This window comes from Streptomyces sp. NPDC048331, from assembly GCF_043201215.1.
Lineage (GTDB): Bacteria > Actinomycetota > Actinomycetes > Streptomycetales > Streptomycetaceae > Streptomyces.
On sequence record NZ_JBICYT010000027.1, the window covers coordinates 79,074 to 96,309 of the forward strand.

Below are 17,236 nucleotides of genomic sequence, written 5' to 3' on the forward strand. Positions count from 1 at the left end.
GCGTCCAGGGCGCGGACCGGGACCCGATACGCTCCGCTCGTGGCTGAGATCCAGATTCCCGCTGACATCAAGCCCGCCGACGGACGCTTCGGCGCGGGCCCCTCCAAGGTGCGGACCGAGGCGCTGGACGCCCTCGCCGCCACCGGTACCTCCCTGCTCGGAACCTCACACCGCCAGGCCCCGGTCAAGAACCTGGTCGGCTCGGTGCGCCAGGGCCTCCGGGACCTCTTCTCCCTCCCCGAGGGGTACGAGGTGATCCTGGGCAACGGCGGCTCCACCGCCTTCTGGGACATCGCGACCGCCGGTCTGATCGAGCGGAAGTCCCAGCACCTCACCTTCGGCGAGTTCTCGTCGAAGTTCGCGACGGCCGCGAAGCTCGCGCCGTGGCTGGACGCGCCGTCCGTGATCTCCTCGGAGCCGGGTACGCACCCGGAGCCGGTGGCCGAGGCGGGCGTGGACGTGTACGCGTACACCCACAACGAGACCTCGACGGGTGTGGCGGCGCCGATCAAGCGCGTCGCGGGCGCCGACGCCGGGTCCCTCGTTCTGGTGGACGCGACCTCGGGCGCCAGCGGTCTGCCGGTGGACATCACCGAGACGGACGTCTACTACTTCGCCCCGCAGAAGTCCTTCGCCTCGGACGGCGGCCTGTGGCTGGCCGCGTTCTCCCCGGCCGCCCTGGAGCGCGCCGCCCGCGTGCACGCCTCCGGCAGCCGGCACATCCCGGAGTTCTTCTCGCTGCCGACGGCGATCGACAACTCGCTGAAGAACCAGACGTACAACACCCCGGCGCTGTCCACCCTGTTCCTGCTGGACCAGCAGCTGGAGTGGATGAACGGCCAGGGCGGCCTGGAGTTCACCACCGGTCGTACGGCGGCCAGTGCGCGCAACCTGTACGGCTGGGCGGAGGCGTCCAAGTACGCGACCCCGTTCGTCGTGGACGCCGACAAGCGCTCGTCCGTCATCGGCACGATCGACTTCTCGGACGACATCGACGCGGCGGCCGTCGCGAAGGTGCTGCGCGCCAACGGGATCGTGGACACCGAGCCGTACCGCAAGCTCGGCCGCAACCAGCTCCGTATCGCGATGTTCCCGGCGATCGACCCGGCGGACGTGCAGGCCCTGACGGCCTGCATCGACTTCGTGATCGAGAAGCTCTGACCACCACCTGACCGGTACGACGCGAAGCCCCCGGCGACCTGCGGTCGCCGGGGGCTTCGGCGTTCCCCGGACACCCGAAGGCCACCGGCGTGGGGGTTCTCCCGCACGCGGTACCTTCAGGGCTCCGGCGGCGATTCTTGGAGGCAGCGGCGTGAGCGTGCGAGTGACGGCGGCCCAGAGCGGTGTGGACCCCTTCGGCACGGCCCGGCTGCGGCGCGGGGTGCTCGACGCGTGGGGTGCGGGCCCGGCCCGGTTCCGTGAGGACGCCAACGCCGAGGAGGACCTGGCGCTCGGCGGCTACCGGGACCGGCTCGTCATCGAGTTGGCGCAGAACGCCGCCGACGCCGCGGCCCGGGCCAAGGTGCCCGGCCGGCTCCGGCTGACCCTGCACGAGGGCGAGGGCGGGCACGCGCTGCTGGCCGTCGCCAACACCGGTGCCCCGCTGGACGCGACGGGCGTGGAGTCGCTGAGCACCCTGCGCGCCTCCGCGAAGCGGGAGCCGTCCGGCGACAGCGTCGGCCGGTTCGGCGTGGGCTTCGCGGCCGTCCTGGCCGTCTCCGACGAACCGGCGGTGCTCGGCCGGCACGGCGGGGTGCGCTGGTCCCTGGCCGAGGCCCGCGAACTGGCCCGGGGCGCCGCCGTCGGCAGCCCGGGTCTCGGCGACGAACTGCGCCGCCGCGACGGGCACGTTCCGCTGCTGCGCCTTCCGCTGCCCGCCGAGGGCACCGCCCCCGAGGGCTACGACACCGTCGTGGTCCTCCCGCTGCGCGACGCCGCCGCCGAGGGGCTGGTGGAGCGGCTGCTGGCGGGCGTCGACGACGCCCTGCTGCTCACCCTGCCCGGGCTGCGCGAGGTCGTCATCGAGACGCAGTCGGACAGCACGTCCGACGGCACGCGCACCCTGTACCGGCGCGACGAGGGCCCGTACACGGTCATCGAGGACACCACCGCCTCCGGCACGGTCACCCACCGCTGGCGCACCGTCCGGCACGGCGGCCCCATCGAACGGGCGCTGCTCGCCGACCGGCCCGTCGAGGAGCGGCTGCGGCCGGCCTGGGCGGTGTCCTGGGCCGTGCCCGTCGACGGCGACGGCGCCCCGGTGCGCCCGGCCACCGCCCCGGTGGTGCACGCGCCGACCCCCACCGACGAGCCGCTGGGCATCCCGGCGCTGCTCATCGCGACCCTGCCGCTGGACACCACCCGCCGGCACCCCGCGCCGGGGCCGCTGCTCGACTTCCTCGTGGAGCGGGCGGCCGACGCGTACGCCGAACTCCTCGGCGACTGGGACCCGGTGACCACCGCTCTGGTGGATCTGGTGCCCGGCCCGCTCGGCAAGGGCGAGCTGGACGGGGCCCTGCGGGCCGCCGTGCTCCAGCGGCTGCCCCGTACCGCTTTCCTCGCGCCGGCCGCGCCGCCCGAGCACGCGGAGGAGCGCAACGCGCTGCGCCCCTTCGAGGCCGAGGTGGTGGAGGGCGCGGGCGCCGACACCGTACGCGTCCTCGCCGAGGTCCTGCCGACGCTGCTGCCGGCGGGCCTGGAGCGTCGGGCCGAGCTGCCCACCCTGGGGGTGGGCCGGCTGCCGCTGGGCGATGCCATCGAGCGGATCGCGGGCATCGAGCGGACCCCCGAGTGGTGGCACCGGCTCTACGACAGCCTCGCCGGGGTGGACCCGGACCGGCTGTCGGGGCTGCCCGTGCCGCTCGCCGACGGCCGTACCTCGATCGGCCCCCGGCACATCCTGCTGCCCGGCGCGGACACGCCGTCGAGCCTGGCCCGGCTGGGCCTGAAGGTGGCCCACCCGGAGGCCGCGCACCCGCTGCTGGAGAAGCTCGGCGCCCTGCCGGCCACGGCCCGGGCGGTCCTGACGACCCCGCAGGTGCGGGCGGCCGTCGCGGCTTCCCTCGACGCGGGGGAGATCTGGGACGAGGACGCCGACACCCTGGACGCCGACGAGCTGGCCGAGGTGGTCCTCGGGCTGGTCCGGGACGCCGATCTGGCGCCGGGCGACGAGCCGTGGCTCGGCGCGCTGGCCCTCCCGGACGAGGACGGGGAACTGGTCCCGGCGGGCGAGCTCCTGCTGCCGGGCAGCCCGCTGGCCTCGGTGATCCGCGAGGACGAGGTCCCGTACGTGGACGCGGACCTCGCCGAGCGGTGGGGCGCGGGCCCGCTCACCGCGTGCGGGGTCCTGGCCACCTTCCAGCTGGTCCGTGCCACCGACGTGGTCCTGGATCCGGACGAGCTGGAACCGCGCGAGGGCGACTTCGCCGAGCCGGACGACGCGGGCCTGCTGGACGCGGTGGACGTGTGGTGCGAGGACGTCCTGGACCAGCTGCCGGAGCTGCCGGTCCCACCGGTGGCGACCGAGCTGATCGCCGTCCGGGACCTCGACCTCGTCGACGACGACTGCTGGCCGCAGGCCCTCGCCCTGCTGGCGCAGCCGCCGCTGCGCGACGCGCTGACCCAGCCCGTGCGGATCCTGCTGCCGGACGGCACCACGCAGTCGGTGCGCCCGTACACCGCGTGGTGGCTGCGCGACCACCCGGTGCTGGACGGCCGCCGCCCGGCGGGTCTGCGCGCGGCGGGCGGCGACCCGCTGCTGGACGGCCTCTACACCTCGGCGGACGCCACGGGCTTCGAGGACGAGCAGGTCCTGCGGGCGCTCGGCGTACGGACCTCCGTGGCGGCCCTGCTGGACGAGCCCGGCGGCGCCGCCGAGCTGCTGGCCCGGCTGGCCGACCCGGACCGCGAGGTCACCGGCCACCAGCTGCACGGCCTGTACGGCGCGCTGGCCGATCTGGATCCCGAGCAGGTCACCCTCCCGGACGAGCTGCGCGCGGTGGTGGACGGTGAGGTGCTCGTGGTGGACGCGGCCGACGCGGTGATCGCGGACGCCCCGGACCTGCTGCCGCTGACGGCGGGACTGCCACTGCTGCCGGTCCCGCCGTCGCGTGCGGCGGACCTCGCGGAGCTGCTCCAGGTGCGCCGGCTGTCGGACACGGTTCCGGCGGAGGTGACCACGCCCGGCGAGGAGCACGAGGTCCCGGAGTCGGTGCTCGTGCTGCTGGGTCCGGCCACTCCGACGACGTACGTCGAGCACGAGGAGCTGGTCGCGGGAGGCACGGAGCTCGACTGGCGCCGCACCCCCGACGGCACGCTCCACGCGTCGACGCTGGAGGGCGTCGCGGCCGGCCTTGCCTGGTCGGCGGGCCAGTGGCCGCGCCGCTTCGAGGTGGCGGCCCTGCTGGAGGACCCGTCGCGTACGGCGGAACTGGCCCGGGACCGCTGGTTCGACTGACGGGAAGCGGGCCGCGGGCGGGCCCGGAGCGGGCCTGGACCCGGGCGGGCGACCGCCCGGAACCCGTGCCCTCCCTTTGACAGGCGGCACGTGCCGACTCAGACTGATCAGTGCTTTCGTCCGACCGGCGGATCCACGACCAAGAAGAGAACGCCCCCTCAGGGAATCGTTCAGGGGGAGCGTCATGCCCGACAGGAGAGCCCGTTCGGCCGGCTTCCGGTGGTCCCACGGGCCGGTGTCCGAGCTGTTTTCCGGCCGGAACAACAGCCTGGGTCTGCTGCGGCTGCTCCTCGCGTCGGCCGTCGTGGTCTCGCACGCGGGCATCCTCGGCTTCGGCAGTCATGAGTTCGGTCACGGCTTCTCGCAGGGGCAGATCGACCTCGGGAAGATGGCCGTCTTCGGCTTCTTCTTCCTCTCGGGGATCCTCGTGACGCGCAGCGGGAACCGGCTGCCCGTCGGCCGCTTCCTGTGGCACCGCGCGCTGCGTCTGCTGCCGGGCTTCTGGGTGTGCATGGCGGTCACGGCCTTCGTCGTGGCCCCCTTCCTGTACTGGCGTCAGCACGGCGACACCGGCGGTTTCTGGGACCACCCGCAGGGCCCCTTCGCCTACGTCGAGGCGAACTGGGCCGTCGGCGTCGGGCAGTGGGGGATATCCGGTGTGATGGAGACCGGCACCACCAAGGGGCTCACGCACAACGCGGCGATGAACGGCGCCCTGTGGTCGCTGGCCTACGAGATCCTCTGCTACCTCGGGGTGGGTCTGCTGGCGCTCGGCGGCTCGCTGGTGCGGTCCCGGCGGACCGTCCTGGCGGTGGCGGTGGTCCTGGGCGGCCTGGTCGTCGGTGACGCGGTCGGCAACCGTCTGAACGCCGGTGCCGGTGCGGCGGCGCACGGCGGTGACCTGGTCATCCCGCTGATGGGCCCGCACAGCGTCAACTACATGATCTACCTCGGTTTCGCCTTCGCCCTCGGTGCGGTGCTGGAGCTCTACAAGGAGCGCGTCCCGGTCAGCGACCCGCTGGCCGCCCTCGGCGCCGTGGTGTTCGTGCTGACCCTGCACTACGGGTACTTCTTCGCCCTGGGCGTGCCGGCCTTCTGCTACCTGCTGCTGTGGCTGGCGATCCGGCTGCCCCAGCCGTTCCAGCGGATCGGCGCCAAGCACGACTACTCGTACGGCATCTACATCTACGGCTTCCTCGTGCAGCAGTCGCTGGCCGTCCTCGGCGGCGCGCGCTGGGGCTTCGCCGCCTACCTGGGGCTCTCCCTGGCCGGCGCGCTGGTCGCGGCGGTGCTGTCCTGGCACCTGGTCGAGCGCCCGGCGATGCGCCTGAAGGACATCGGCGCCCGGCGCCGCCCCACGCCCGACGTCCCGGCACCCCGCGCGGCGACCGCCGAGGACCAGCGGCCCGTATCGGTCTCCTGACCCCGCTCGCCCGGCCTCGTTCTCCCGGCCCGGTGCCGGTGAGGCCGGTCAGGCCGGTCAGGCCGGTCAGGCCGGGAACTTGCGGTCGACCCACCTGAACGTGAACTCGATCAGCACGGCCGCGCCCACGGCGACGGCCACCGCGATCCACGGCACCGTGACACCCACCAGCTTGAGCTGGAAGAAGTCCTGCAGCCACGGCACGACGAGGACGATCAGGAACGCCCCGCCCATCGCGCCGACCAGGGCCACCCGCCACCACGTGTAGGGGCGGGCGATGATCGCCAGGACCCACATGGACGTCAGGAACAGCGTCAGTGTGGCCGCGCTGGACTCGGCTTCGAGGGCGCCCTGGCCGGTGTAGTGGTGGCGGGCGATCAGGTACGAGACGAAGGTGGCCACGGCCGCGATGACGCCGCCGGGGATCGCGTACCGCATGACCCGCTTCACGAAGTGCGGCTTCGCGCGTTCCTTGTTCGGGGCCAGGGCCAGGAAGAAGGCCGGGATGCCGATGGTGAGCGTGGACAGCAGCGTGAGGTGGCGGGGCAGGAAGGGGTACTCGACCTGCGAGCAGACCACCAGGATGGCCAGCAGCACCGAGTAGACCGTCTTCGTCAGGAAGAGGGTGGCCACGCGGGTGATGTTGCCGATGACCCGGCGACCCTCGGCGACCACCGAGGGCAGGGTCGAGAAGCTGTTGTTGAGGAGGACGATCTGGGCCACCGCCTTGGTCGCCTCCGAGCCCGAGCCCATGCTCACGCCGATGTCCGCGTCCTTGAGGGCGAGGACGTCGTTGACCCCGTCGCCCGTCATGGCGACCGTGTGGCCCTTGGACTGGAGCGCTCCGACCATGTCCCGCTTCTGCTGCGGGCTCACCCGCCCGAAGACGGAGTTGTCGTCGAGGACCTGCGCCATGTCGGCCTGGTCGGTGGGGAGCCGCCGGGCGTCCACGGTGTTCTCCGCGCCCGGCAGACCCAGCTTGCCGGCGACCGCGCCGACGGAGATCGCGTTGTCGCCGGAGATGACCTTCGCCTTGACGTCCTGGTCCTCGAAGTAGCGCAGCGTGTCGGCGGCGTCGGGGCGCAGCCGCTGTTCCAGGACGACCAGGGCGGTGGGGCGGACGCCGGTGGCGACGGCCGCGTCGTCGAGTTCGCGGGCGGAGCGGGCCAGCAGCAGGACGCGTAGACCCTGTTCGTTGAGGTCGTTGATCTCGTCGAGGGCCGGGTCCCCGGTGGGCAGCAGGACGTCGGGGGCGCCGAGCAGCCAGGTGTTGTTCTCCCCGTCGCCCTCGCTGAAGCTGGCGCCGCTGTACTTGCGGGCGGAGGAGAAGGGCAGGGACTCGGTGCAGCGCCACTCGGCCATGTCGGGGTAGGCGTCGATGATCGCCTGGAGGCTGGCGTTGGGGCGCGGGTCGGACTCGCCGAGGGCGCCGAGCACCTTCTTGACGTAGGCCGGGTCCGCGCCGCCGAGCGGGCGGAGCTCGGTGACGTCCATGCCGCCCTCGGTGAGGGTGCCGGTCTTGTCGAGGCAGACCACGTCGACGCGGGCGAGGCCTTCGATGGCGGGCAGCTCCTGGACCAGGCACTGCTTGCGGCCGAGCCGGATGACGCCGATCGCGAAGGCCACGGAGGTGAGCAGGACGAGCCCCTCGGGGATCATCGGGACGATGCCGCCGACGGTCCGGGCGATGGAATCCTTGAGGTTGTTGTCCTTGACGAGGAGCTGGCTGATGATCAGGCCGATCGAGGTCGGGATCATCATCCAGGTGACGTACTTGAGGATGGTGGAGATGCCGGAGCGCAGCTCGGAGTGGACGAGCGTGAAGCGGGAGGCCTCTTCGGCCAACTGGGCGGCGTAGGCCTCGCGGCCGACCTTGGTGGCGGTGAAGGCGCCGCCGCCTGCGACGACGAACGACCCGGACATGACCAGGTCGCCGGGCTTCTTCAGGACGGGGTCGGCTTCGCCGGTGAGCAGGGATTCGTCGATCTCCAGGCCGTCGGCCTCGCCGACGGATCCGTCGACGACGACCTTGTCGCCGGGGCCGAGTTCGATGACGTCGCCGAGGACGATCTCGGAGGTGGAGATCTCGGCGGTCCGGCCGTCGCGGCGCACGCTGGGTTTGGCCTCGCCGATGACGGCGAGGCTGTCGAGGGTCTTCTTGGCGCGCAGTTCCTGGATGATGCCGATGCCGGTGTTCGCGACGATGACGAAGCCGAAGAGGCTGTCCTGGATCGGCGCGACGAAGAGCATGATCACCCAGAGCACGCCGATGATGGCGTTGAAGCGGGTGAAGACGTTGGCGCGGACGATGTCGGTGGTGGAACGGCTGCTGCGCACGGGGACGTCGTTGACCTCGCCCCGCGCGACCCGCTCGGCGACCTCCGCGGTGCTCAGCCCGCCCGGCTTGAAGAGGGGTGCGGGCGGCCGCATCGGGTGTACGGGGTCCAGCTCCGCTCCCGCGTCGATGGCGGGGGCGGCCGTGCCGCCACCCGGCTCCGGCCCGTCGGATTCGGTTCCAGCCCGCTGCGTCATGCCTTCGACGTTAGGCGGGGTTCTTTCGCTTCACCCGCCGAGAAGTCCGAAGATCCGACCTCAGGATGACCCGAATCGTCCCCGGGTATCGCTGCGGGTCCGACCCACTCGGGGACATCCCGCAACTCCGGGACGTCCAGCAGGCCGGGCGACCGCGCGTGGGGCGGGGACACTCCGGGACGTCCCCGCAGGTCGAGCGAACCCACCGCCGAACCACGGGCCGACCCGGCCAAGGGTTCGCGAGCCGAGGAGACGTCCCGGAGGGGCACCGCCCCACCCGAACGATCCCGCCGCGCCCGGCCTAGGCCTGCGGCCCCGGGCCCGCCTGCCCGTCCCGCTCGGCCTGCCCGTCCCGCTCGGCCTGCCCGTCCGGCTCGGCCTGCGCGGCAGCCTCGGCGTGACGCGCAAGGGCCGCGTCGCGGCCGCGGACGTACCAGATGCCGATCAGGCCGAGGAAGCCGCCGGCCGCGCAGGTCCAGACCCACCACAACTGGCCCCGGTCGGCGAACCACCCGTAGAAGGGCAGCTGGACCAGGAAGAGGGCGAACCACAGGATCGTGCCACCGGTGACGGTGGCGACGACCGGGCCCTCCAGGGGCTCGGGCGCCTCGTGCTTCGCAGTCCATTTCGCCATGCGGCAAGTCTAGGCGTCGCGAAACGCCATCTACGCGCGGAGATGGACGCCCTTTCGTTCATGTGTTCATACTGAAACGGTTTGGGCGCGGCCCATTTTCTTCGTATGAACCACCCAATGAGGACCGTATGAGCACCCCGGCCCCCGCCCCCGAAGCCACCTCCCCGGACCCTTCCCCCCAGGAACCCTCCGGCGCGACGGACCGCTACTTCAAGATCTCCGAGCGGGGCTCGACCGTCGCCCGCGAGGTCCGCGGCGGCCTCGCGACCTTCTTCGCCATGGCCTACATCATCGTGCTGAACCCGATCATCCTGGGCAGCGCGAAGGACATGTACGGGCACCAGCTCGACTCCGGCCAGCTGGTGACGGCCACCGTCCTGACGGCCGCCTTCACCACCCTCCTCATGGGTGTGATCGGCAACGTCCCGATCGCCCTCGCCGCCGGCCTCGGCGTGAACACGGTGGTCGCGCTCCAGCTCGCCCCGCGCATGAGCTGGCCCGACGCCATGGGCATGGTGGTCCTGGCCGGCTTCGTGGTGATGCTGCTCGTCGCCACCGGCCTGCGCGAACGGGTGATGAGCGCCGTCCCGCTGGGCCTGCGCAAGGGCATCGCCATCGGCATCGGCCTGTTCATCATGCTGATCGGCCTGGTCGACGCGGGCTTCGTCTCCCGGATCCCGGACGCCGCGCACACCACGGTCCCGCTCCAGCTCGGCGGGACCGGTCACCTGGACGGCTGGCCGGTCCTGATCTTCGCGATCGGCGTGCTGTTCACGTTCGCCCTGCTGATCCGCAAGGTCCCGGGCGCGATCCTGATCTCCATCGTGGCCATGACACTGGTCGCCGTCGTGGTCCAGCTGGTCGCGAAGGTGCCCGACTCGGGCTGGGGCCTCACCGTGCCCGAGTGGCCCGGCAACCCGGTGGCCGCACCCGATTTCGGGCTCGTGGGCCAGGTCAGCCTGTTCGGCGGCTTCGGCAAGGTCGGGCTGCTCACCGGCATCCTCTTCGTCTTCACCGTGCTGCTGTCCTGCTTCTTCGACGCCATGGGCACGATCCTCGGCGTCGGCGACGAGGCGAAACTGATCGACAAGAAGACCGGCGAGTTCCCCGGGATCAACCGGGTCCTGCTGGTCGACGGCCTGGCGGTCGCCTCCGGCGGCGCCACCTCCTCCTCCGCGACCACCTGCTTCGTGGAATCCACGGCCGGTGTCGGCGAGGGCGCCCGTACGGGCCTGGCGAACATCGTGACGGGCGGCCTCTTCGCCGTGGCGCTGTTCCTGACCCCGCTCGCCACCATGGTCCCGTCCCAGGCGGCCACGCCCGCCCTGGTGGCGGTCGGCTTCATGATCCTGGCGGGCTCGGTCAAGGACATCGACTGGAGCGACTACACCATCGCCGTACCGGCCTTCCTGGCCATGGTGATGATGCCCTTCACGTACTCGATCACCAACGGCATCGGCATCGGCTTCATCAGCTTCTGCGCGCTGCGCCTGGCGACGGGCCGGGGACGCGGGGTCCCGGTGGCCATGTACGTGGTGTCGGCGGTGTTCGTCTTCTACTACGCGATGCCGGCCCTCGGCCTCGGGCAGTAGCTACGTCAGCCCGTAGAACTTCTCTGTCTCGTCGACGGCCGCCTTGAAGCGCTCGTCGAAGTCATCGCGAATGAGCGTCCGGACCACATAGTCCTGGACGCTCATTCCGCGTTTGGCCGCATGGATCCGGAGCCTGTCGAGGAGCTCCCCGTCTATGCGCATGCTCAGCACATGTGTCCCCATGCCGAAAGAGTCGGGGCACAGGGTGCGTACGTGTGTCACTTTCAGCCGCCGACTCACCCGTATGAGTGACCCCAGGTGTGAGCCGGAAAAGTGGTGTTCCTTAGGGAGAGTAATGAGTTACTCTAAATACATGCATGACCTTTCCCATGGCGACGACGCAGCCGCCGTGAACGACCTCCGCTCCGCCGTCATGCGGCTGGGGCGGCGCCTGAAGCACCAGCGCGTCGACGAGTCGCTGAGCCCGACCGAGATGTCGGTCCTCGGCACCCTCGCCCGCTGCGGCCAGGCCACACCCGGCGAGCTCGCGCGGCGGGAGCACGTCCAGCCGCCGTCGATGACGCGCATCGTCGCGTTGCTGGAAGCCAAGGGACTGGTCACGCTGGAACCGCACCCCGACGACCGCCGCCAGAAGGTGGTCCGCCAGACGGAGGAGGCCGAAGCGATGCTCGAAGAGAGCCGCCGCAAGCGCAACGCCTTCCTGGCCGGGCTCGCGGCCGAGCTGACCGAGGACGAATGGGCCAAGCTCCGCGCGGCCGCCCCCGTCCTGGAGAAGCTCGCGCACCTGTAAGGAACGACGCCAGGAGGCGAACGCTTTTGAGTACGGGAACCGGAGCAGACTCCGCACCCGGCCACATATCCACCCCCTCTACCGCCGCGACCGCCGACCGGGCCGTCGCAGCACCCGCGGGCAAAGGCTCCATGTTCAGCTCGCTGAAGATCCGGAACTACCGGCTCTTCGCCACCGGCCAGGTCGTGTCCAACACGGGCACCTGGATGCAGCGCATCGCCCAGGACTGGCTGGTCCTCTCGCTGACCGGCTCCGCCTCCGCCGTCGGCATCACCATCGCCCTGCAGTTCCTGCCGATGCTGATGTTCGGCCTCTACGGCGGCGTACTCGCCGACCGGCTGCCCAAGCGGCCGCTGCTCCTCGCCACCCAGAGCGCGATGGGCCTGACCGGCATCGCCCTCGCCGTCCTCACCCTGGCCGGACACGTCCAGGTCTGGCACGTCTACCTGGCCGCCTTCGCGATCGGCCTGGTCACCGTCGTCGACAACCCGGCCCGGCAGACCTTCGTCCCCGAGATGGTCGGCAAGGACCAGGTGGCCAACGCCGTCAGCCTGAACTCGGCCAACTTCCAGTCCGCGCGGCTGGTCGGCCCGGCGATCGCCGGTGTGCTGATCACCGCCGTCGGCTCCGGCTGGGCCTTCCTCCTGAACGGACTGTCCTTCGCCGCGCCCCTCGCCGGCCTGCTGCTGATGCGGACGCACGAACTGCACCCGGTCGAGCCGAGGCCCCGCGCCAAGGGACAGCTGCGCGAAGGCCTGCGCTACGTGGCCGGCCGCCCGGAGCTGATCTGGCCGATCGTGCTCGTCGGCTTCATCGGCACCTTCGGGTTCAACTTCCCGATCTGGCTCTCGGCGTACGTCAGCGACGTCTTCCACGGGGACGCGGGCACCTACGGACTCTTCAACACCCTGATCGCGGCCGGCTCCCTGGCCGGCGCCCTGCTCGCGGCCCGGCGCGGACAGTCCCGCCTGCGGGTGCTGGTGGCCGCGGCCGTGCTGTTCTCGGCCCTGCTCCTGGTGACCGCCTTCGCACCCGGCTTCTGGCTGTTCGCCGCCCTGCTGGTACCCATCGGGATCTTCGGCCTGACGGTCAACGTCACGGCGAACTCCAGCGTGCAGATGGCGACCGACCCCGAGATGCGGGGCCGGGTCATGGCCCTGTTCATGATGGTGTTCACGGGCGGCACCCCGCTGGGCGCCCCGCTGCTGGGCTGGATCACGGACACCTACGGCGCGCGGATCGGCATGGCCGCGGGCGGGATGATCTCCCTGCTCGCCTCGGTCGCGATCGCGGTGGTCCTGGCGCGTGTCGGCAACCTCCGCGTACGGCTGAGCCGCCGCGGCGTGACGTTCGTCCCGGCCGTCTCGCGCCCCCGCGAGCTGGTGACGGTCGCCTGACCCCGCGCCTCGAACGCCGGCGGAGCTGATGTTCCGGCCTCGCCGGCGCGGCGCCCGGATACGCTCGCCGCATGAGACTGTTCGCAGCCGTCCTCCCGCCGGACGCGGCCGTCGCCGAGCTGGCCCGGGCCGTCGACCCCCTGCACGACGACCACCTCACGTGGACCACGCGAGCGGGCTGGCACTTCACCCTCGCCTTCATGGGCGAGGTACGGGACGAGGTGCTCCCCGAGCTGCACACCCGCCTGGCACGAGCCGCCCACCACACGGCCCCCTTCACCCTGCGGCTCCACGGCTCCGGCCACTTCGGGGAGCGCGCGCTGTGGGCCGGCGCCGCCGGGGAGCTCGCCGCCCTGCGGATGCTCGCCGAACGGACCCACGCCGCCGCCCGGCGGGCCGGCGTACCCATGGAGCAGCACCACCGCTACAACCCGCACCTCACCTTGGCCCGCAGCCGCAACACGACCACCCCGTTGCGCCCCTACCTGGACGCCCTCGCGGGCTTCGAGGGCACGCCCTGGCAGGTCGACACGCTCAGCCTGGTCCGCAGCAACCTCCCCGTCAGCGGCGTTCCGGGCGAGCAGCCCCGCTACGAGACCGTCGGCGCCTGGCCGCTCGACGGCTGAAACCCGCACGCCCCCGGCCGGAGCCGGGGGGCGTGCGGGAGAGCCGGCGGCCCGCGTTACGCTCGACGGGTGGATCCCAAGACCAGAAACCGTGTGATGGCCGGCGTGCTCGTGCTGATGTTCTTCGTCGTGGCCGTGGCCGCTGCCGTCGGCCAGTAGCCTCCTCGCCCCGGCAGGGCCTACCAGGCGAAGGCCTCCGGCGACGCCCCGGGACCGGGGAGGATCTCGTCCAGGCCCGCCAGGACCTCCTGCGAGAGCTCCAGCTCCGCCGCGCGCAGCGCCGAGTCGAGCTCCTCCTGCGTGCGCGGCCCGACGATCGGCCCGGTGACCCCGGGACGCGTCAGCAGCCAGGCCGGCCCGACCTCGCCCGGCTCCAGGCCGTGCTTGTCCAGCAGGTCCTCGTACGCCTGCACCTGCGCCCGTACGGTGGTGTTCGCCGGCGCGTCCGCCGATCGGCCGGAGGCGCGGCGGCCACCCTGGGCGAATCAGATCCCGATGGACTTCAAGCGCCGCGTCCGCGACGTGGCGGCGGTGCACAGCGACAGCTGACCACCACCAGACCGTACGCAGGGGCGGTCAGGCGTCCACACGTCAACGCGACCATGCGTGTTGTCGCAGGAACCAGCGGGTTCGCGGGGCGCTCTTGCTTGGAGTGGACTCCAAGCAGTTGGCTTGGGGCTCATGAAGTACACGCAGCTCGGACGCACGGGCCTCAAGGTCAGCCGACTCGTTCTCGGCACGATGAACTTCGGTCCTCAGACAGACGAACCCACCAGCCACAGCATCCTGGATGCCGCGCTCGGCTCGGGTCTGAACTTCGTAGACACGGCCAATGTCTATGGGTGGGGTGAGAACAAGGGCCGCACCGAGGAGATCATCGGCACCTGGTTCGCCCGAGGTGGCGGCCGGCGGGAGAAGACGGTTCTCGCCACCAAGGTCTACGGATCCATGTCCCGCGAGGGAGACACCTGGCCCAACGAGGACCGGCTGTCGGCGCTGAACATCCGCCGGGCCGTCGAGGCAAGCCTCAAGCGACTCCAGACCGACCACATCGACCTGTACCAGTTCCACCACGTCGACCGCCGAACCCCCTTCGAGGAGATCTGGCAGGCCGTCGACGTGCTCATCCAGCAGGGCAAAATCCTCTACGCGGGCTCCTCCAACTTCCCCGGCTACAAAATCGCCCAGGCCAACGAGACGGCCGCCCGACGCGGCATGGTCGGTCTGGTCAGCGAGCAGTGCCTCTACAACCTCGCCGAGCGACGCGCAGAGATGGAGGTCATCCCAGCGGCCCAGGAGTACGGCCTCGGCGTCATCCCCTGGTCCCCGCTGCACGGGGGTCTGCTGGGCGGGGTCATCAAGAAGGAGGTCGAGGGCGGCCGGCGCGCCTCCGGCCGGTCGGCGGACGCACTGGCCAACAGCACGGTGCGGGCGCAGGTGCAGGCGTACGAGGACTTGCTGGACAAGCACGGGCTGGAGCCGGGCGAGACCGCCCTGGCCTGGCTGCTCACGCGGCCGGGGGTGACCGGACCCATCGTCGGCCCGCGCACCGCCGAACAGTTGGAGAGCGCCTTGCGAGCGTTGGAGCTGGAGCTGAGCGAGGAGGTGCTGGCCGGGCTGGACGAGATCTTCCCCGGGCCGGGGCCGTCCCCGGAGGCCTTCGCCTGGTGATCGGATGAGGGCCCGCGCGGTGGTCGTCGTTCCTCCGTTTTGGGCGACGACCGCCGTTACGGCCCCGGCGCGGGCCGGTAGGGGCCGCCGATCCCCCACGCCTGGTGCAGGACGGCCGCGAACTCACCGGCCAGCCGGTGCTCGCCCGAGGCGTTCGGGTGAGTGCCGTCGTAGGTGTCGCGGTGGATGTCGTACGCGTCCGGGCGCGCGGCCAGCAGGATCGGCGAGGCGTCGGTCGTGAGGTCGGCGACCGCCTTCGCGAGGAGCTCGTTGAAGCGGGCCACCTCGGCCGCGAAGGGCGCGTCCTCCTCGGCCCGGCTGTTGGGGATGACCGGCAGCAGGACCATGCGGACGGCGGGGCGGGCGGCGCGGGCCTCGGCGACGAACCGGCGGGCGTTGGCGGCGGTCTGCCCGGCGTCCGTGTAGAAGCCGAGGTCGATCAGCCCGAGGGACACCAGGAGCACGTCGGCGCCGCTCTCGGCGACGGCCGGGCCTATGAGGGGGGCCATGTGCTGCCAGCCCTCGCCCCAGCCGGCGAGGTGGCGGCGGGCGCGCTCCGGGAAGGCCGGGTCGGCGTAGGCGTGGCTGGTGGGCGTGTCGGCGACGGTGTCGTACAGCTCGCAGCGCGGACCGACGATCCGGTAGGGGCCGCCGAAGGTCGAGCTGAGGTGCTGCCACATCCGGTAGCGCCAGGTGTAGTCGCCGGCGCGTCCGATGGTCATGGAGTCGCCGACGAACATGAAACGCATCCGGTCATCATCGCGGATCGCGCGACAGAAACCCCTGTGACGCCGGACACGCGGCACGTACTGGCAGGCTGGGGGCATGCGCCTGCCCATGCCGTCCGCCGCCGCGTCCGCCGCCGCGTCCGCCGCCGTTGCCGTCACCACCGCCGTCGCCGCCGCCGCACTCGCCGTGCTGCCGGGCCCGGCCGTCGCGGCGGAGATCCCCACCGGGTCCTCCTTCACCATCTCCGACCCGCGGATCAAGGAGTCGAGCGGCCTGGCCGCCAGCCGGATCCACCCGGGCGTGTACTGGACGCACAACGACAGCGACGACGGCCCGTACATCTACGGGGTGGACTCGGCCACCGGCCGGACGGTGGCCCGCGTGACGCTCAAGGGGATCGGGAAGCCGCGCGACGTCGAGGCGATCTCGCTGGGCCCGGACGGGCAGCTCTACGTGGGGGACATCGGCGACAACCGGGGCGGTACCTGGGACCACGTGTGGATCTACCGTTTCCCGGAACCGAAGCAACTGGGTGATGTCACGGTCGAGGCCGCGCAGTTCACGGTGAAGTACGCGGACGGCGCGCGCAACGCGGAGTCCCTGATGGTCCATCCGGTGACGGGCCGGGTGTACATCGCGAGCAAGGACGAGAACAAGGGCGGCCTCTACGAGGGCCCGGCCGAGCTGTCGACGGGCGGTACGAACGTGTTCCGGCGGGTCGCCGACGTGCCGTGGGTGACGGACGGGGCGTTCTCCCCCGACGGCACCCGACTGACGCTACGGGGCTATTTCACGGCCCGCACCTACCCGTGGAAGGACGGCCTGCCGGTGGGCGAGGGCGAGCGGGTGGACGCGCCGTGGCAGGGGCAGGCGGAGTCGGTGACGTACACGCCGGACGGCTCCACGCTGATGTTCGGTGCGGAGGGCGAGGGCAGCCGGGTCATCGCGGTCCCGGTGGCCGCCGCCACCGCCGCCCCGTCGGCCTCCCCCCAGCCGGGTTCCCCGCCGGGCGCGTCCTCCATGACGGAACCGCCGGTCGGCTTCGGCAAGGGAGCCCTGGTCCTGGCGGGCGGCCTGATCCTGGTCCTGGGCACCAAACGCCTCCTCCGCCGCCGCCGAGGTGGCAGCAGCTGATCCGGCGCCGCCCCACTCCTCCGGTCTCGCCGGCCGAACCAGCCTCGCCGGCGTTTGAGGCGCCCCCGCCTCCCCGGCCCATCAGGTCTGGCGCCGACCACCAGCCTCGCCGGCGTTTGAGGCGCGGGGGTCCGGGGGCCGCGCCCCCGGCGACGGCGCCGCGCCGGAAGCCGAGCCGTGCGGCGCCCGCGCCGGTGGGGGGGGGGGGGGGGGGGGGGGGGGGGGGGGGGGGGGGGGGGGGGGGGGGGGGGGGGGGGGGGGGGGGGGGGGGGGGGGGGGCGGGGGGGGGGG

Annotated in this window: 13 protein-coding genes and 1 pseudogene; 9 read left to right on the forward strand and 5 right to left on the reverse strand. The window is 72.2% G+C overall.

Annotation, left to right across the window (positions count from 1 at the left end):
• The first annotated feature begins 39 nt into the window (after window positions 1-39).
• The 3 genes from serC to ACGFYY_RS30880 all read left to right on the forward strand — a co-directional run bounded on the left by serC (window position 40) and on the right by ACGFYY_RS30880 (window position 5,879).
• Window positions 40-1,161: a phosphoserine transaminase gene (gene serC, locus ACGFYY_RS30870; protein WP_393714420.1), complete on the forward strand. Its 1,122-nt coding sequence runs from the start codon at window positions 40-42 to the stop codon at window positions 1,159-1,161.
• 151 nt (window positions 1,162-1,312) lie between these two features.
• Window positions 1,313-4,456: a sacsin N-terminal ATP-binding-like domain-containing protein gene (locus ACGFYY_RS30875; protein ID WP_393714422.1), complete on the forward strand. Its 3,144-nt coding sequence runs from the start codon at window positions 1,313-1,315 to the stop codon at window positions 4,454-4,456.
• Window positions 4,457-4,691: 235 nt separating this feature from the next.
• Window positions 4,692-5,879 carry an acyltransferase family protein gene (locus tag ACGFYY_RS30880; RefSeq protein WP_393714424.1) on the forward strand — a complete coding sequence of 396 codons (1,188 nt, stop codon included), beginning with the start codon at window positions 4,692-4,694 and terminating at the stop codon, window positions 5,877-5,879.
• A 66-nt stretch (window positions 5,880-5,945) separates the two neighbouring features.
• On the opposite strand, the gene ACGFYY_RS30885 is transcribed toward ACGFYY_RS30880, so the two are convergent.
• Both ACGFYY_RS30885 and ACGFYY_RS30890 read right to left on the reverse strand, forming a co-directional pair.
• Window positions 5,946-8,411, reverse strand: a complete 2,466-nt coding sequence (locus ACGFYY_RS30885; RefSeq protein WP_393714426.1) for an HAD-IC family P-type ATPase — start codon at window positions 8,409-8,411, stop codon at window positions 5,946-5,948.
• Between the two features lie 301 nt (window positions 8,412-8,712).
• A complete protein-coding gene (locus ACGFYY_RS30890; RefSeq protein WP_393714428.1) occupies window positions 8,713-9,045 on the reverse strand; it encodes a DUF2530 domain-containing protein in 333 nt (110 codons plus the stop codon).
• Between the two features lie 128 nt (window positions 9,046-9,173).
• On the opposite strand from ACGFYY_RS30890, the gene ACGFYY_RS30895 reads away from it, so the two are divergent.
• Window positions 9,174-10,637 (forward strand): NCS2 family permease, encoded by a 1,464-nt coding sequence (locus ACGFYY_RS30895; protein ID WP_393714430.1) that lies wholly within the window; start codon window positions 9,174-9,176, stop codon window positions 10,635-10,637.
• On the opposite strand, the gene ACGFYY_RS30900 is transcribed toward ACGFYY_RS30895, so the two are convergent.
• A complete protein-coding gene (locus ACGFYY_RS30900; RefSeq protein ID WP_030010567.1) occupies window positions 10,638-10,820 on the reverse strand; it encodes a hypothetical protein in 183 nt (60 codons plus the stop codon).
• Between the two features lie 130 nt (window positions 10,821-10,950).
• Here ACGFYY_RS30900 and ACGFYY_RS30905 point away from each other — a divergent pair, with 130 nt between their 5' ends.
• The 3 genes from ACGFYY_RS30905 to thpR all read left to right on the forward strand — a co-directional run bounded on the left by ACGFYY_RS30905 (window position 10,951) and on the right by thpR (window position 13,411).
• The gene (locus ACGFYY_RS30905; RefSeq protein ID WP_030010566.1) at window positions 10,951-11,388 is read left to right on the forward strand and encodes a MarR family winged helix-turn-helix transcriptional regulator; all 438 of its coding nucleotides are present in this window, start codon (window positions 10,951-10,953) and stop codon (window positions 11,386-11,388) included.
• A gap of 26 nt (window positions 11,389-11,414) precedes the next feature.
• Entirely contained in the window at window positions 11,415-12,785 is a 1,371-nt protein-coding gene (locus ACGFYY_RS30910) for an MFS transporter (RefSeq protein WP_393714433.1), read from the forward strand.
• 71 nt (window positions 12,786-12,856) lie between these two features.
• On the forward strand, window positions 12,857-13,411 hold the full coding sequence (thpR, locus tag ACGFYY_RS30915) for an RNA 2',3'-cyclic phosphodiesterase (RefSeq protein ID WP_393714435.1): 555 nt from the start codon (window positions 12,857-12,859) through the stop codon (window positions 13,409-13,411).
• 179 nt (window positions 13,412-13,590) lie between these two features.
• On the opposite strand, the pseudogene ACGFYY_RS30920 reads toward thpR, so the two are convergent.
• A pseudogene (locus ACGFYY_RS30920) lies at window positions 13,591-13,890 on the reverse strand (aldo/keto reductase); the annotation flags it as partial.
• A 202-nt stretch (window positions 13,891-14,092) separates the two neighbouring features.
• Here ACGFYY_RS30920 and ACGFYY_RS30925 point away from each other — a divergent pair.
• Window positions 14,093-15,082, forward strand: coding sequence for an aldo/keto reductase (locus tag ACGFYY_RS30925; protein ID WP_033223684.1), 990 nt, complete (start codon window positions 14,093-14,095; stop codon window positions 15,080-15,082).
• A gap of 56 nt (window positions 15,083-15,138) precedes the next feature.
• On the opposite strand, the gene ACGFYY_RS30930 is transcribed toward ACGFYY_RS30925, so the two are convergent.
• A complete protein-coding gene (locus ACGFYY_RS30930) occupies window positions 15,139-15,831 on the reverse strand; it encodes a GDSL-type esterase/lipase family protein (RefSeq protein WP_393714438.1) in 693 nt (230 codons plus the stop codon).
• A 76-nt stretch (window positions 15,832-15,907) separates the two neighbouring features.
• Here ACGFYY_RS30930 and ACGFYY_RS30935 point away from each other — a divergent pair, with 76 nt between their 5' ends.
• Window positions 15,908-16,945, forward strand: a complete 1,038-nt coding sequence (locus tag ACGFYY_RS30935; protein ID WP_393714440.1) for a WD40 repeat domain-containing protein — start codon at window positions 15,908-15,910, stop codon at window positions 16,943-16,945.
• The last annotated feature ends 291 nt before the right edge of the window (window positions 16,946-17,236 follow it).

Excerpts from the sequence above, each read along its gene's own strand:
- ACGFYY_RS30930 (WP_393714438.1), bottom strand. The coding sequence starts at position 15,831 with ATGCGTTTCATGTTCGTCGGCGACTCCATGACCATCGGACGCGCCGGC.
- thpR (WP_393714435.1), top strand. The coding sequence starts at position 12,857 with ATGAGACTGTTCGCAGCCGTCCTCCCGCCGGACGCGGCCGTCGCCGAG.
- ACGFYY_RS30900 (WP_030010567.1), bottom strand. The coding sequence starts at position 10,820 with ATGGGGACACATGTGCTGAGCATGCGCATAGACGGGGAGCTCCTCGAC.
- ACGFYY_RS30935 (WP_393714440.1), top strand. The coding sequence starts at position 15,908 with ATGCGCCTGCCCATGCCGTCCGCCGCCGCGTCCGCCGCCGCGTCCGCC.
- ACGFYY_RS30885 (WP_393714426.1), bottom strand. The coding sequence starts at position 8,411 with ATGACGCAGCGGGCTGGAACCGAATCCGACGGGCCGGAGCCGGGTGGC.
- ACGFYY_RS30925 (WP_033223684.1), top strand. The coding sequence starts at position 14,093 with ATGAAGTACACGCAGCTCGGACGCACGGGCCTCAAGGTCAGCCGACTC.
- ACGFYY_RS30890 (WP_393714428.1), bottom strand. The coding sequence starts at position 9,045 with ATGGCGAAATGGACTGCGAAGCACGAGGCGCCCGAGCCCCTGGAGGGC.
- ACGFYY_RS30905 (WP_030010566.1), top strand. The coding sequence starts at position 10,951 with ATGCATGACCTTTCCCATGGCGACGACGCAGCCGCCGTGAACGACCTC.
- ACGFYY_RS30895 (WP_393714430.1), top strand. The coding sequence starts at position 9,174 with ATGAGCACCCCGGCCCCCGCCCCCGAAGCCACCTCCCCGGACCCTTCC.